Consider the following 14,313-nt stretch of genomic DNA (forward strand, 5'->3'; position numbering starts at 1 on the left):
GAACCCGGTGAATACGACACGAATCTCACCCTGGACACCTATCCGCCGCTGCGCGAGATGCTCGAGCGTTGCACAGAGTTCCTGCCGATTTTGCGCGGTGCCCGGCTGGATCCGGTCGACCCTCTGCGGGTGGGGTTGCGGCCGTTCCGTGAAGGAGGTGTGCGACTCGAAATGCAGCCTGGCACTCGGATCGTGCACAACTACGGTCACGGCGGTGCGGGCGTGACTTTGTCGTGGGGTTGTGCTCACGACGTTGCCGACCTAGCCGGCGCGATGCTAGTGCGGCAGGCTGCCGTCTGAGACTGCCGTGGCGAGGCCGCCGAAAGTGCCGGCGGAAGTTCGTTGTTCGATCGAAAGGGAAAGGACCAAGATAATGATGATGATGGCTATGCCCGCCCCAGAGTGGGTGACGGTATTGGGCTGGGTGGTGACGAGCGTCGGGGTCGTGCTGGCCGGTGTCATTCTCGCCGACATCTACGTTGGCGGTCATCGGCAGCCCGTGCACGCGATGGAGGCCGTGTGGCCGATCACCGCGATTTATGCCGGCCCGTTCGCATTACTGGCCTACTACCGTTGGGGCCGACCAGCGACCCGGAAATGGCAACGGCAACACGGGGAACCGCCTCGATTGGGATTTCCCGCGACGGTCGCAGTCGCAACTATTCCCGGTGGCGCCGCGTCAATGATTGGGCACGCGATCGCCATGCCGCTAGTGATGTGGACCGGCGTGACCATCGCCCACCAGGCCGTGTGGCCGATGATCTTACTGATTGCGGCGTTCGCCCTGCCGCTGCTAATTGCCTTCGAATACCACTGGCTCTCACGCACCGGCTCAGCGCAGACCGCCGGTCAGCGGCTGCGGGCCGCATCGCTGCTCTCCACGCTCGCGATCCTTGCATTCGACGTCGGCATGGGCGCCTCGATGCTGTTTGTGGCCTTTGTATTGAAGTATTCGGGCACGTCGATGGCGCTGTGGCTGATCATGTGGGCCGGCATGTGGCTGGGCTTCGCGACCGCCTATCCCGTGGTGTGGTGGTGGCTCAAGAACGACGCAACCAAGTCGCTGAGCCCGGCCGAGATCACCGACACAGAGCTAGTTGAGAGGGCACGCTAGCTCAAACCCGTGCTGTCGGCGCTGCCTGACAGTGTCGATGTGTTCGATCGGTAACTCGGCCGCCACCGCAGTACCGAGCAGAAGGAGGGTGAATGTGATGCGTCGATCGGTTCGTTATCTCGCCGTTGTGGTCGCCTTGGCGGTGATGGCAGCGGCCCGCCCCCCGATTTCCAGTTCGGCGGCCGTCCCCTCCCCTGACGGGGCACCGCGCGTTGCCGCGATCCTTCCCGCCAATGGGGCGCTGGTAGGCGTAGGGCACCCAGTCGTGGTGATCTTCACCGCGGCAGTGCCGGCGACTGATCGCGCCGCGATCGAGCGGACCATCCGCGTCGCGTCACCGGGTGACATCACCGGTCGCTTCGAGTGGGTCGATGCCCATGTCGTGCAGTGGGTTCCAGTTCGCTACTGGCCCGCGCACTCCCATGTCACGGTAAGCGTGCACGAGCTTGACACGGGATTCGACACCGGCGATGCGCTGCTGGGAGTGGCCAGTATCTCCGCACACACATTCACCGTCAGCAGGAACGGAGAGGTACTTCGGACCATGCCAGCATCGCTGGGCAAGGCCAGCCGCCCGACCCCGGTCGGCACCTTCACGGTGCTGGAAAAGCAACGCAGTGTAGTGATGGATTCGCGAACCATTGGTATCCCGCTGGACTCTTCAGAGGGGTACAAGCTCACCGTCGAGTACGCGGTCCGCGTCACCTGGGGCGGCGTGTATGTGCACTCAGCACCCTGGTCAGTGACCTCCCAGGGAAACACCAATGTCAGCCACGGATGCATCAACCTCAATCCCGACAACGCCGCATGGTACTTCGAACGCGTCACTATCGGCGATCCCGTGCAAGTCGTCGCATAACGGGTCCGATGTCCAGACGCCCCTACCCACACCCCCACCAACCCCCTCCAACAGCACGCAGCACCAACCACCCGATTACACGAGGTCCGCTTCACGACAGCTAGCAGCCAACGAGCAATGCTGGTCTAAGTACGAAACCAATAAGACACAGCGCGCAACCCCAATCGCCAAGTCCTGCCCTGGGAGCGCCTATATATTGCCAAGGCTGGGGCCGCGCGCATGCGGCCAAGATCGGCGGTCGTGGTCGGATACCCGACATTGTGTGTGCGCCATAGTTTAATCTACTATGCACATACGTAGTTGAGTACATCGCGCGGTGTGGGATGCGGGGCCGGTGGGAGGCGTGACGGTGCGGGTGCGCGGGTTCGGAGAGTTGGAAGCCGTGGTGATCGACCGCATCTGGGACCGGGATGGAGCGACGAGCGTCCGCGAAATTTTCGACGAGCTGGCTGCCCAACGCGAGATCGCCTACACCACCGTCATGTCAACCATGGACAACCTGCACACCAAAGGGTGGCTGGCGCGTGAACGAGACGGCAAGGCCTACCGGTACTGGCCGACGTTGACCCGCGAGCAGCACAGTGCCCGGCTTATGCGTGAGGCGCTCGACGGCGGGGGGCGCTCCGAGCTGGTGCTTAGCCACTTCCTCGAACAGATCAGCCCAGAAGAATCCGCGCGGTTGCGTGCTGCGTTGCAGCGGCTGCCCAGACGACGCCGACGCAAGTAAACCATGCCGGGCCCAGGGGCTCTGCCTGCAGCACGTCGAATATGGCTGCCTTGCAGTGGCATTGGTGCGAAGTGACTTCGCGTTCGTCGGCGGCTACGGTGGCCCCATAATGCCGCCGTGTCCCGTCATGCCGCCAGAGCCGGTGCCGCAACGACTTGCCGTCCAGCAGGTATCCCTACTTCCTATGTGCATAGTTAGTAGGTTAGGCGGACGGTGCCCGCAATGAACGGAGCCGACGCGGCCCTTGCTGCGCCCGGCCAACCATTTCAGGAGCCAGCCCGATCGCACGTCATTTATCGCGTTCGTCTTGTGCGTCGCCGGGGAGTTGGACGAAACCAGCGTGGCCACGGCGAAATATGAGGCTTACTATCTACGTACAGATATCGTAGATAGTAAGGATGGTAGCGCTTGGGCTGGTGAACTTGCCAGGTACTCAACTCGTGTCATAACAGGAGGTGATTGAGTGCCAGGAGCCAACCGCAGGATCGGAGGGGCAAGTCGCGGCGATGGCGCCTCTCTTCGACGAGCGCGCCGCCCGGCTTATGGCGATACACAATGGGGTTAACGGGCGTCCAGTGTCGCACCGAAGACGTCGTCCGCGAGGCGCGCCAGCGGAGGCGGGAGCAATCACGAGCCGCAGCCGCCGAACGATCGGCGGGAGGGCCGCTGTTCACCACGGCGCGCGGCATGCTCATCGACGAGCGACGCATCAACTCAAGCACGCCTCGGCTGACCACTCCTGACGAGATCGGCGCCGCGCTGGGCCAGCTGGTGATCCTCGACGCAATCGGCCAACCGTCGGCCGGGCATCGGGCCGTGATCGAACTGCTCGTGCCGTCGGGGATCGACTACCACACAGATTGCTTCAGACATTGGAATCGCCGCAGCGGCGGTGGAGTCTCGATTCATGTTATCCCGCGGCCACTCATCCAGAGGCCCATCGGCGGCGAATGCCAAATGGCGCAAGGCGGTTGGCTTGAGCCTGAAGCCGTCCGCCAGCCCGTCCACGCCCTCAATCCCAAATGCGTGCTAGCAGCTGGGGATGGAAGATGATGAGGACATCGCTACGCGGGCTCGGCCCGACTGGTGACAACCACCACCACGCGCTGTGGGATGCCGCCTACGTCTTGGGATCACTATGCGCCACCGATCGGCGCGACTTCGAAGCGCACATCGCCGGCTGCCCGCAATGCCGACAAGCCGTCGCCGAACTCAGCGGCATCCCGGCCATGCTGTCACAGCTCGACCGCACTGACATCGCCGCGATCAACAAGGCAGACCAGCCATCCGCCGCATCGGAGATGCCGCCGGAGTTGCTCCCATCGCTACAGGCCGCGGTGCGTTCCCGTCGCCGCCGAACCCGCATGATGACTTGGATGGGCTGGGCGGCCGCTGCCGTCATTCTGACGATCGGTGTGCTGATCGGGGTTCACAGCAGTTTCTTGACGTCCACCCCGCGGCAGTCGACCGTGTCGGCCCTGCCAATGGACCAGGTCGGGACGACCCTACTGTCCTCGACGGTATCGCTTAGCGGCGAGCAGTGGGGTACAAACATCGCGCTGAAGTTCGTGTGCATGGCTCCACCGGATGCCTCCCACGATACGGTGGCATTGGTCGTGGTAGGTCGCGACGGCAGCCAAACCCGGCTAGCGTCTTGGGTGGCCATCCCCGGCCACACGGCGACACCCACCGGCAGCGTTTCGATGCCGATCAACCAGATCGCTGCAGTACAGGTGGTTTTGGCCGACAACGGTCACGTGATGCTGCAACGCTCGATATAATTTCGACGCACGTCGCATCAATCGGTTTCCAAGGCGCAACGCTATTGGCCCGACGCGAATTCATAGTGACTAGGTATGGATTCTCCGCGTTGGGCGCCCCCGAAGATCAGCACGATTTCGTCGTGCGCGTTGATGGGCAGGGCCGCAGGGTTGCCGGTGACAGGATTGCCATTGAGGAAGGCCCGCAGCGTCTTTCCGTTACCGGTCTGCAAACCGCCGATGCTATCGGTGGACAGTCCGACGTCCCATTCGGTGAAGAACTCGCCGAGGGTAAACGTCCGCGTCACGGGCGATTCGATATGAATCACCCCCGTCGAGTCGTGCGTGTGCACGGGGCTGATTCCCCCCCGGTCGACACCGATCATCGCTGGGACCTCAACGGGTTGCCCATTAACGCGCACGTCGAGGTGGGCATGAATGTGTTCGACAGTGCCCTCGCGATTGAGCATGGGCAGCCCGGCCGCGCGCACCGCGGCAGCTGCATCGGTCGGAGCGCTCCACGGCGGAGCCGTCTGACGACCGACCACAGTGGTAACGGGTGGGTTATGCAGCTGCGGAGGAACTGCTTGATTCTGTTGAGAACGAACCGATTTCGCGATGACGACGATGGCGATCAAGACAACGATTCCTGCTAAGACGATCCGTACCCATCCTCCGCTGCGCACCCCGCGCGCCCGCGCGACAGCATTCCGTGCCGCGACACTGAATCCCTTTCTCCTGCTCGCACCATTTGGCCTAGCACCTGGCGCGTTTTTCGGCATCTTGAGCCTCCATTTCACGGGGGTCATGCTCATGGCCCGGCGGCCAGGAATTGAACGAGCGGAGGGAGGTCCTGGCCCGGATCGCCCAAAGGACGATCGCCGCGACGCCGTGGTGGCGGTCGACACCATAGTGGTTGCAACCACGCTGATCGGGTAACTGTCCGCCCAAGGCGATCCTGTTGCGCATCGATGGGTCGAAGATGCAGAGATACATGACGAGGCGGGTTCGGAAGTGCAAGGCCGCCTGCCGGCCATCGCGTGCGTCGGTGCGCATCATTAGCCCCGTCCGACAGCGCAGGCCAGGGTCGCGAGCCCCGGCAGCACCGACTGTATGTCTCCTCCTCGAATAGACCATAGGCCATCCGGAGTGATCTACGGTCTATGTACATACACAGTAGAATATTACCCTTGCAACCCTTGCAACCCTTGGCAATCCAGCCACCGCCGACCATCGCGCGACCGTCATCCGCAGGAACAACTCCCAAGTTGCTCTCATTAAAGCCCCTGCGTTGGAATGAGTTTCTTTCGGCAGTGCTGATTTCACACGAATGCGACACCGTAGTCGGCTCAATACTGGCCGATTTCTTAGAATTCAGCGGCCTTGTGCACCGCCGGTCTTTCAATTCGATATGCACCGACGCGACTCCCGAGGATCCCAGCCAGTTTGCGGATACGTTTGGCTCGTCTTCTCCGGGAAGGAGACTTTCTACACGAGAGCGGAATTTATGAAAATCGGCGTAGTCGTTGCGGCGACCACACTCCTTGCCAGCGTGCTGTCGCCACCAGCATCCCAAGCTGAGCCACTCGCCGCGGCCGATGACCTCAAGATGAACGGTGTCTACCACTACGCCGACGAGGATGGCGATACCGGAACGTGGACGATTAGCACAACATGCAAGCAGGTCTGCGTCGCCCACGTCACGACCGGTCCAGGTCAAGGGTTCAACGCCCCGCTGATTGATGGTCGTTACGACGTGAAGCGGACGATGCCGGCGGGCGCAATCTGCAGCAACGATCTCAGCCAGCATCCGGTCACCGTGGATCAATGGTGGGACCCGTTGACGCTCACCGGGGTTGCGATCTTCTTGGACAGCACCGCACCCTGCGGCCTGAGCGATCCGAGCGACACCTTTACCCTGACAAAAATCGGTTAAGCTCACCCGCTTATCCGGTGCAGACCGCATCGGGCCGCTGCGCACTGCCGGGCCCACCGCATTGAGCCTCCACTAAGCAAGTGCAACCTCGTGCGGGCGAGCCCATTAGGTGCCGACCCAGGTCGCCGACACGTTCATCCCTTGTCGGGTGCGGTCGGGTGACAACATGCGCACTCGTCGCTGCAGCATGATCCCTGCTCGGTTGGGACGAGCGTGAGCGTCTGAACACCAACCGGCGATGCCTGGGCGGTTGGCCCGCAGCACGGATCGGTTAGCGGTGGGTGTGCACCAATGTTGATATGGGGTGTCGACGTCAATTTGAGCGCCACCGAGGCGACGCCCGGCAACGGCTGTGTTTTGGCGGCGCGGATCGCGTTGAGGATGACGAGCACTTCCGCGGCTTCGTGGATGAGCACCACTGCGGCCAGTCCGAGTAGGCCCAACGCGGCGATCGGGATCAGGACGGTAATGATCGCTAGCGACAGCACGATGTTCTGCAGCATGATCCGGCGAGCCCGGCGGGCGTGAGACAAGGTCTGCGGAAGGTGACGCAGATCCGCGCCCATGAGCGCGACGTCGGCGGCTTCGATCGCGACGTCGGTGCCCATGGCGCCCATGGCAATGCCGATGTCGGCAGTAGCCAGCGCCGGCGCGTCGTTGATCCCGTCGCCGACCATGGCGATCGGCTTACCGCGGGCCAATTCGGGCAGCAGTCGGGCTTTGTCCTCGGGTAGCAGGTCGGCGTGGACGATGGTGATACCTGCCTTGTTAGCCACGGCCTGGGCGGTGCGCGAGTTGTCGCCGGTGAGCATGGCGACCTCGAACCCGTTACGACGCAACGCAGTCACGACCTCGGCGGCTTCTGGTCGAAGTTCGTCGCGGACCGCGATTGCGGCCATAAGGGCGCCGTCGCGTTCGAGCAACACCACGGTTGCTCCGGCCCCTTGCAGCCGATCAACCTCGCTGCGCAGTGGTCCTGAGTCGATCCAACCCGGTTTGCCCAGCCGCAGCGTCATCCCGTCGAGTTGGCCGGTCAATCCGTGCCCGGGGACCGCGGTGACTCCGGTGGCGCTCGGGATGTTGGTCTCTATGGCGGCCAGAATCGCTTGCGCGAGTGGATGTTCGCTGCGGGCTTCCAACGCAGCCGCTACCCGCAGAGCGTCGGTATCGGTGCTGTCACCGATGGTGATCGTGTCGATGACTTCAGGCCTGTTGCGGGTGAGGGTTCCCGTCTTGTCGAGCGCCACGGTGCGTATCCGACCCAGCGCTTCGACCGCAGCCCCACCCTTCACGAGCGCGCCTTGCCGGCTCGCGGCGCCGATCGCGGCCACCACTGTCAGGGGCACGGCGATCGCCAAGGCGCACGGCGACGCGGCCACCAACACAACGAGGGCGCGCTGCAGCCAGACCAGCGGATCACCAAGCAGTGCGCCAAACACAGCAACAGCAATGGCCAGGATCATGATCGCCGGCACCAGAGGCCGAGCGACCCGATCAGCGAGGCGTTGGCCGGCACCTTTACGTTCCTGAGCGTCTTCGACAATGTGGACAATCCGCGCTAGTGAGCTGTCGTTGGCGGCGGCAGTCACTTCGACCTCGATAGCGCCGCTGCCGTTAATGGCGCCGGCATGTAGCTGGTCGCCCGGGCCGGCTTCGATCGGCACCGACTCCCCGGTGATGGCTGATGCGTCCAGGCTGGTACGCCCGGCCGTGATCATGCCGTCGGTAGCCGCTCGCTCCCCCGGACGTAGCACCATCCTCTCGCCGACCGCGAGATCCTCTGGGGCCACGGTGATTTCGCGGCCGCCGCGCACCACGGTGACTGTCGGTGGCACCAGCGACAACAGAGCGCGAAGGCCGCGGCGGGTCCGTGTCACCGCGTAGTGTTCAAGCCCCTCAGCAATGGAGAATAAGACTCCTAGCATCGCCGCCTCGGCAAACTGGCCCAACGCGACCGCGCCCACCGCGGCGATCGTCATCAACGTTCCCACGCCGATGCGGCCATGCCGCAATCCGCGCAACGCACCTGGCACGAATGACGCCGCACCGGCCGCCGCTGAAGCGCATTCCAACACCGAGGCCACTGAAGTGCGCCCGAACACCTCGATCAACCAGGCAGATGCGAGCAGAACGGCGGCCAGCGCCGCCCACTGCAATTCTCGAACCTGCCAGAGTTTTTCCGGCCCCGCCTGCGGTTGGTCAGCCTCGTCGCTTCCACAGCACGCATCAGACATCGTTGCGCTCCTTCACAGGTGACACGGAGAAGGTCATGACAGCCGAAGTGAGCTCCCGGCCCTGTTCGGTCAGTCGGTACATGACGAGTCGGCCGGACCGGCGGGAGGACACCAGCTTGGCGACTTTGAGCTGACGCAAGTGATGCGACACGAGGTTCTGCGCCTGACCCACCACCCAGGCCACATCGCACACGCACAATTCGTCACCCGTCAGCAAGGCAGCCGCAATCGTGAGTCGCGTCGGGTCACTCAATGCTCGGGCGCGAGCGGCGAATACCTCAATTCGATCCAAGGACGGCAGCGACGCTCGAATCGACTCCGCATGCCGCAGGTCCAGGCACAAGAGGTCGCAAGTATCCAACGGAGACTGTCCCATCCGTATATACTAACGTATATTGATATGAGCCGGAAGGTCTCCTCGGCATCGCTTGCGCTTTCCCCACGCAAGCGACACGCCGGTGTGATCGGCTGCTCGCCGTCCGACTGGCGCAGTTCGCAAGTTCGCTGACTCGTCCGATTCATTTGTCTAGAACACCGCGAAACACATAGCGATGTAGTGGCACATCGCCGCGAGAACGATGAAGGCGTGGGAGATGTCGTGATGGTGAAGCGCCCCCGGCCGCAATGCATAGAGAACACCGCCGAGGCTGTAGAAGGCGCCCCCGACCAACAACATGACTACCGCTACTGCGCCGGTGCTTCGCAAGATCGTGCCGCTGTACTGCAGGATCGTGCCGGTGTAACAGATCGACGCCGCCCCCACCATCAGGCACAGCGGTGCCGCCACCCAGCGCGGCGCGGTCGGACAGAGCAGCGTGAGCGCAACTCCGGTCAGCGCTGCACCCCAACTGGCGGCCACGACCAGATGTTCTGTCGGGTGCGGTAGGGCCAACCAGGCGAACGGCGTGTAGCTGGCGGCGATGAATACGAAGATCATCGAATTGTCCAGCCACGTCCGCGGCCCGGGGTCGAGTGAGTGCCGGTTGACGCGTTGAAACATTGCGCTCATAGCCAATACGGCCACGATCGCGACGAGGTAAGCCAATGTCGCGAGCCCCGCCTGGTTAGACGGGACCGCCCACGCCACCACCAGCAATGCCACGGCCGCGATAAGGGCCGCGGCCGCGAAGTATGGGACGGGCCCGCGGCGCGACCTCGACTTAGCCAGACCCAGGGCACGGCCCTCGCCGCGGTGGCTCATTCGCGCAAAAGTGCACGACGATCACCATGGAAATGCGTATAGCCGCTGATGGCCGTGCAGGCCAGTGCCGCAACCACGAGCATCTGGCATCCGCTAAGTAGCAGGCTAATACCGCCGCCGATAGCGCCGCCGGCAACGAAGCTAAACCAGAGCAGGAAGTAACTGAGCCACTCCGTGGCGTCTCCACCGCTGACGTGGCGCTCGATCCCCTGGCCCATTTTGACGAGCGTGCCGGTGACGTAGCTGAGCGGGACCGAAACCTCTCCGCCGTTGACGAATGAGGTATTCAACGCACCAATCGCGAATGCGAGGAACAACACTGGGACAAAGGAGACCTGACTGGTCGACCATCCGTCGATCGCGATATCGACGACGGCGGCCACCATGAGGGTCAGTGCCGTGAGCACGGTCGGGCCGTGCGGATGCGCCAACCATAGGTGGCGTCGACATAGCGATGCGACTACCACGCCACCGATAAAGGACGCCAAAATCAGTGCAGCACCGATCGAAAGCTGTGGCTCGTTGCGGAAGAAGCCCAACACGGCGCGGTCGCTGTTACCGGTCATGAATGTGACAAAGTAGCCGGCAGAGTGGGTAAACGCAGTCGCCCCGATCAGACCCCCCAGCATCGCCAATACCCACGACAATCGTGCTTCGCGCCCGAAAATCACACGAAACTTGGCTTTAGTAGCGGCCTCTCGCAGTCCCGTGTCCGCAGCCGTGTCGATGCCCATACGCAACTCCAGCGGAGCCCAGTCCAGGCTGACCGACTCCCCGCAGCCGGTGCACTCATAGATGCTCACCGAGAATCGCGATCGCGATAGGGCTTCTGCATCGCAGCGCCGGCACTGCGGTGCCGAGTCGACGATTTGGTCAATTCCGTTGTCCGACATTGGATAGCAAACCTTCCTCTTGCTCATGAGTTGGCAGTCGTGCCGTCGGCAAATGAATAGCTGTCTACGCTGGCTGTTGCCCCGCAAAGTCATTGCCGGCAGTCATTGTCGATCTGCACAAGCTAAGCGTTGTAATCCCTTGAACTACAAGATGATTATTGAGTATGTGCCGGTCGTCTGACCAGACGATCCGGCGATACCGCCCGCCGATATCACTTCTTTGAGTGATAAACGCCCGGTGATGATAGCCATCATTGCGTTCCGCTCCATACGTTATGCCTTGGTGGAGCGGTGTATCGGGCCATGCGGCTCCTCACAATGCGCACCGGCCGAATGTCCGTCCCCACTGGTGCTTTGAGACCCGTCGTGGTCCATCTGCAACGTGGTATGGGAAATACCATGCTCATGGCCTAGCAGCTGCGCCAATTCAATTCGTGTGGAGTGGCAGTCGCGAGTCTCGGCAACGATGATGTGCGCCGAGAGCGCCGGTTGGCCAGACGTGATTTCCCAAACGTGCAAGTCGTGGACCTCCACCACCGCTTCGTGTGCGGCCATCGCCTCACCGATCACGGCAGGTTCCGTGCCACTGGGGGCTGCCTCCAAAAAGATCAGGCTCGCCGCCTTTACCAACCCGACTCCGGCCCTCGCCATCAGCGCCACCACGATCAACGTGGCGATCGCGTCCGCGCGCAAAAAACCGGTGAGAACGATGACCAGCCCGGCCACTGCAGTGGCGATGAAGGCAAACAAGTCGTTAAGGATGTGCTGAAACGCGCCTTCAACATTGAGGCTGGTCCGGTTGGCGCGACTAATCATCCACGTCGCGGCGACGTTGACGACCACGCCGACTAGCGCGGTGACTAACACCAAGGTGCCCGCCACCCGCGGAGGATGAATCAGCCTGTTGACTGCCTCGAAGCCCAGCCAACCGGCCAGTACCAACAGGGTCACACCATTGGCCTGGGCGGACAGGATCTCGACGCGACGCCATCCATAGGTCATCCGCCCTGCTGCCGGGCGAGCAGCCAAACGAATCGCCCATAGCGCCAACGCAATCGAGGCTGCATCAGTGAGCATGTGGGCCGCATCGGAAAGCAACGCCAACGATTTCGCGACAATCCCCACCGACACTTCAGCCAGCATGAAAGCCACGATGACCGCCAGCGCACCAACCAGCCAGCGGCGGTCCGAGTCCGGCGACGAATGGCCGTGCGTGTGATTATGACCGGCGCTCATCGCGCCTCCATCCCTGCCAACTCATGCCCACAACTTATGCGTACATCGCAATATATGCAATGCTCAATTCGTCGCCGGCCAAGGCAAGCGCGCATGGCTAGTGATCCGAGATCTAACTCGGTGACCGCCTGCTGCGTGGCGGACCATCCGGCAAACGTTGGTCCCGATGGCGAGGTCGTAGCGAAGACAACCATTCCGGCGCCCGGCGTTTTCAATGCGTGCGGGGCTGGGTTCTGTCGCCAATCGTGATGAGTCTCGGCAGCCGCAGCCGCAGCCGCAGCCGCCGAGACGGGTTTGATACTGCAACAAGGCATGTGCATACTCCTGGACGATGTTGGTTCGCAGAAGCGACACAGCGGGGTCGCTTCAGTGATCTCTTTAGGTGTCCGAGGACGGGCAGTGACCGCGTGCGCCAAGCGGCGCAGTGAACACATCCTTCAGATGAATCGACGCAGTTCGATTAGCGGATGCCCAAGCTGAGTCAGAGTTAATCCGCCGATGCCGTCAGTAGCGCGTAGCTCTCGAAAGGAATCGGCGCAGACGGACGCAGCAACGAACGTCTGACGCTGCCGTATCAGCGACGTGCAAGACAGAACTGTTTCAATATGTCTTGACCGGTCAAAACGAGGGCGGCCCCGCGAGGCGGACCCCTTCTTAGTTGTGAAGACGCAAACCAGAAACCGACGGCTACCGCCGCTGCAAACACGCCAACCACGAGAAAATCAGAGGCGGCGCGGGGAACATCCACCGCAGTCCCCGCTTCGGGACACGAGCGCGGAGACCCGCGATCGCAATTCGTGTGGTCCGCGTTGACCGCGAGTGGACCACTGGCTGAGGTGATCGATGGATGTCCTGGATCGATGAGGCCGGCAACGTGCCACACATGCTCGGCGTTGCCACCCAGTAGCCACACCGCTGCGACGACGGCACTAGCCCATCGCACAAGTCGCTGTCTGGTTAAGTCGCTGCGCACAGTGCCCCTAAATGTAGCAGCAGCTCAACTCGGCGCAATGAATGTTGCGGCCTTGATGCCGTTTCCACGTCAGACCGTCACAACAGCCGGCACGCTCGACCGGATATGTTCAGCCAGAAAGATGGACCGCGAACCGCCTGGCCGGGCTGACGGGATTTGAACCTGCGACCATCTGTCCCAAAAAGATCGCGATGGCGCATTTTCACCACTCAATGACCGGCGCAGGTCGGCTTATGGCGTGCGAGCCTCCGCGGCCTGGTCGGTTAGTATGTTCCAGCGCTGACCGCCATCGCAGCGCTGCGTCTCTCGCAATCGGTTGACCCACTAAGTGGCCTCTATGGACTCAGCGTTTCATACGCAGAGCGGTCAGGATTTCGAAACCCGGACCCGCTGATTAAGAGTCAGCGGGTCCGTCCCCGCCATCCGCGGACTGCTCGCCAAACTCCGCAGCGCCGAACACCTTCGGCGTCGTCGCGTCGGTGATTGAAATCCATTGCCGCAACAATCGGCGTGACGTGGTCGTGCAGTCGTCGATTTAGCCGAGGTTGTGCTTCACTGTTCTGCAGGTTCCCAGCAGTGCGGTCACACCGACAAATCTGTTGTTCAACATCATGGCGATCCCGTGTGCGCTCACCCGATGACGGCGATGAGGCAATCACGTTTTAGTCCAAGCTGTTCCACACAGAATCGGCCAAACGCAAGACCTGCTTGGCGAAAACGTTGAGATGATGTTGCGGCGCAACATGTCTCGCATCAAGACAATTCGTCGCCAAGCCCGCCACATACAGCCGCTGCGAGCGTCGCCTGAGCGGCCGAGCCTTCCGTCCGCGGCAGTATCTTGACGGCCCTACTGAACTATTCCAAAGTTCGGGCGCCCTCGAGGAGGCGAGGATGTTTGGGGCATGTGCAGTTGAGGTTGTTTGGGACGTTTAGGGCCTACGGGGCCTATGGGTCCACAGTTGAGGCCGACAATGCAACCGCGCAGACTAGCCCTGGGCTTGCGATCGGCGACGCCTACGGGAGGGGCCGGAGGTGTGGGCACTGGCGTCACGACGAACGCAGTTGTCGCCGTTCTCGGTGTACTTGGCAACTTGTCGTAGCCCCCACCATTAAATCCGAACGCGAAAACAACTGCAGCCGCGCCACCGAACAGCGCGAGCGATTTCCCAATTTCAGATTTCATTAGATTCTCTCTTCTCCATCGTGTTTTCCGCTTACTCCCGCGGTCGTGCGCCAAGACCCAGACCGGTTAGGGAATTGAGGCCCCAGCACGCAGGGCAACAGGCTTGTGGCGGCGAGGGATCTTCCACACGACCGTGGTGATCGTTCGGGTTCTTGATCGAAAGCTCATCCGACGATGAGCCAAGCCACCACGAGCGC

15 protein-coding genes are annotated in these 14,313 nt (G+C 62.3%); 7 read left to right on the forward strand and 8 right to left on the reverse strand.

What is annotated here, in order from left to right:
* From AC5Y5O_RS30805 to AC5Y5O_RS30830, 6 genes are all read left to right on the forward strand, one after another.
* Positions 1 to 300 (forward strand): FAD-dependent oxidoreductase (locus tag AC5Y5O_RS30805; RefSeq protein ID WP_500028673.1); only part of this gene is annotated, 300 nt, incomplete at its 5' end.
* Between the two features lie 88 nt (positions 301 to 388).
* Positions 389 to 1,114: a DUF4396 domain-containing protein gene (locus tag AC5Y5O_RS30810; RefSeq protein WP_239723503.1), complete on the forward strand. Its 726-nt coding sequence runs from the start codon at positions 389 to 391 to the stop codon at positions 1,112 to 1,114.
* Between the two features lie 97 nt (positions 1,115 to 1,211).
* The gene (locus AC5Y5O_RS30815; RefSeq protein WP_061559509.1) at positions 1,212 to 1,973 is read left to right on the forward strand and encodes a L,D-transpeptidase; all 762 of its coding nucleotides are present in this window, start codon (positions 1,212 to 1,214) and stop codon (positions 1,971 to 1,973) included.
* A gap of 349 nt (positions 1,974 to 2,322) precedes the next feature.
* Positions 2,323 to 2,700, forward strand: coding sequence for a BlaI/MecI/CopY family transcriptional regulator (locus AC5Y5O_RS30820; protein ID WP_061560258.1), 378 nt, complete (start codon positions 2,323 to 2,325; stop codon positions 2,698 to 2,700).
* Between the two features lie 687 nt (positions 2,701 to 3,387).
* The gene (locus tag AC5Y5O_RS30825) at positions 3,388 to 3,753 is read left to right on the forward strand and encodes a sigma-70 family RNA polymerase sigma factor (protein WP_276327253.1); all 366 of its coding nucleotides are present in this window, start codon (positions 3,388 to 3,390) and stop codon (positions 3,751 to 3,753) included.
* Positions 3,753 to 4,481 carry an anti-sigma factor family protein gene (locus AC5Y5O_RS30830; protein ID WP_061559507.1) on the forward strand — a complete coding sequence of 243 codons (729 nt, stop codon included), beginning with the start codon at positions 3,753 to 3,755 and terminating at the stop codon, positions 4,479 to 4,481. Before AC5Y5O_RS30825 ends, AC5Y5O_RS30830 begins: the two co-directional genes overlap by 1 nt.
* Positions 4,482 to 4,522: 41 nt before the next feature.
* On the opposite strand, the gene AC5Y5O_RS30835 is transcribed toward AC5Y5O_RS30830, so the two are convergent.
* Both AC5Y5O_RS30835 and AC5Y5O_RS30840 read right to left on the reverse strand, forming a co-directional pair.
* Positions 4,523 to 5,098: a hypothetical protein gene (locus tag AC5Y5O_RS30835; RefSeq protein WP_175364748.1), complete on the reverse strand. Its 576-nt coding sequence runs from the start codon at positions 5,096 to 5,098 to the stop codon at positions 4,523 to 4,525.
* 118 nt (positions 5,099 to 5,216) lie between these two features.
* Entirely contained in the window at positions 5,217 to 5,519 is a 303-nt protein-coding gene (locus tag AC5Y5O_RS30840; protein WP_061559506.1) for a hypothetical protein, read from the reverse strand.
* Between the two features lie 448 nt (positions 5,520 to 5,967).
* On the opposite strand from AC5Y5O_RS30840, the gene AC5Y5O_RS30845 reads away from it, so the two are divergent.
* A complete protein-coding gene (locus AC5Y5O_RS30845) occupies positions 5,968 to 6,396 on the forward strand; it encodes a hypothetical protein (protein WP_084954131.1) in 429 nt (142 codons plus the stop codon).
* A gap of 134 nt (positions 6,397 to 6,530) precedes the next feature.
* On the opposite strand, the gene AC5Y5O_RS30850 is transcribed toward AC5Y5O_RS30845, so the two are convergent.
* From AC5Y5O_RS30850 to lpqS, 6 genes are all read right to left on the reverse strand, one after another.
* Positions 6,531 to 8,630: a heavy metal translocating P-type ATPase gene (locus AC5Y5O_RS30850; RefSeq protein ID WP_061559504.1), complete on the reverse strand. Its 2,100-nt coding sequence runs from the start codon at positions 8,628 to 8,630 to the stop codon at positions 6,531 to 6,533.
* Complete coding sequence (locus AC5Y5O_RS30855) at positions 8,623 to 9,006, reverse strand: ArsR/SmtB family transcription factor (RefSeq protein ID WP_061559503.1); 384 nt, start codon at positions 9,004 to 9,006, stop codon at positions 8,623 to 8,625. Before AC5Y5O_RS30855 ends, AC5Y5O_RS30850 begins: the two co-directional genes overlap by 8 nt.
* Before the next feature lie 150 nt (positions 9,007 to 9,156).
* Entirely contained in the window at positions 9,157 to 9,831 is a 675-nt protein-coding gene (trhA, locus tag AC5Y5O_RS30860) for a PAQR family membrane homeostasis protein TrhA (RefSeq protein ID WP_061559502.1), read from the reverse strand.
* Complete coding sequence (locus AC5Y5O_RS30865) at positions 9,828 to 10,565, reverse strand: YoaK family protein (RefSeq protein WP_082811761.1); 738 nt, start codon at positions 10,563 to 10,565, stop codon at positions 9,828 to 9,830. The genes trhA and AC5Y5O_RS30865 overlap by 4 nt, the downstream gene beginning before the upstream one ends.
* A gap of 432 nt (positions 10,566 to 10,997) precedes the next feature.
* The gene (locus AC5Y5O_RS30870; RefSeq protein WP_061559501.1) at positions 10,998 to 11,960 is read right to left on the reverse strand and encodes a cation diffusion facilitator family transporter; all 963 of its coding nucleotides are present in this window, start codon (positions 11,958 to 11,960) and stop codon (positions 10,998 to 11,000) included.
* 574 nt (positions 11,961 to 12,534) lie between these two features.
* Entirely contained in the window at positions 12,535 to 12,933 is a 399-nt protein-coding gene (gene lpqS, locus AC5Y5O_RS30875; protein WP_473143636.1) for a putative copper homeostasis (lipo)protein LpqS, read from the reverse strand.
* Positions 12,934 to 14,313: the final 1,380 nt, after the last annotated feature.

Source organism: Mycobacterium sp. NGS40 (assembly GCF_059812735.1).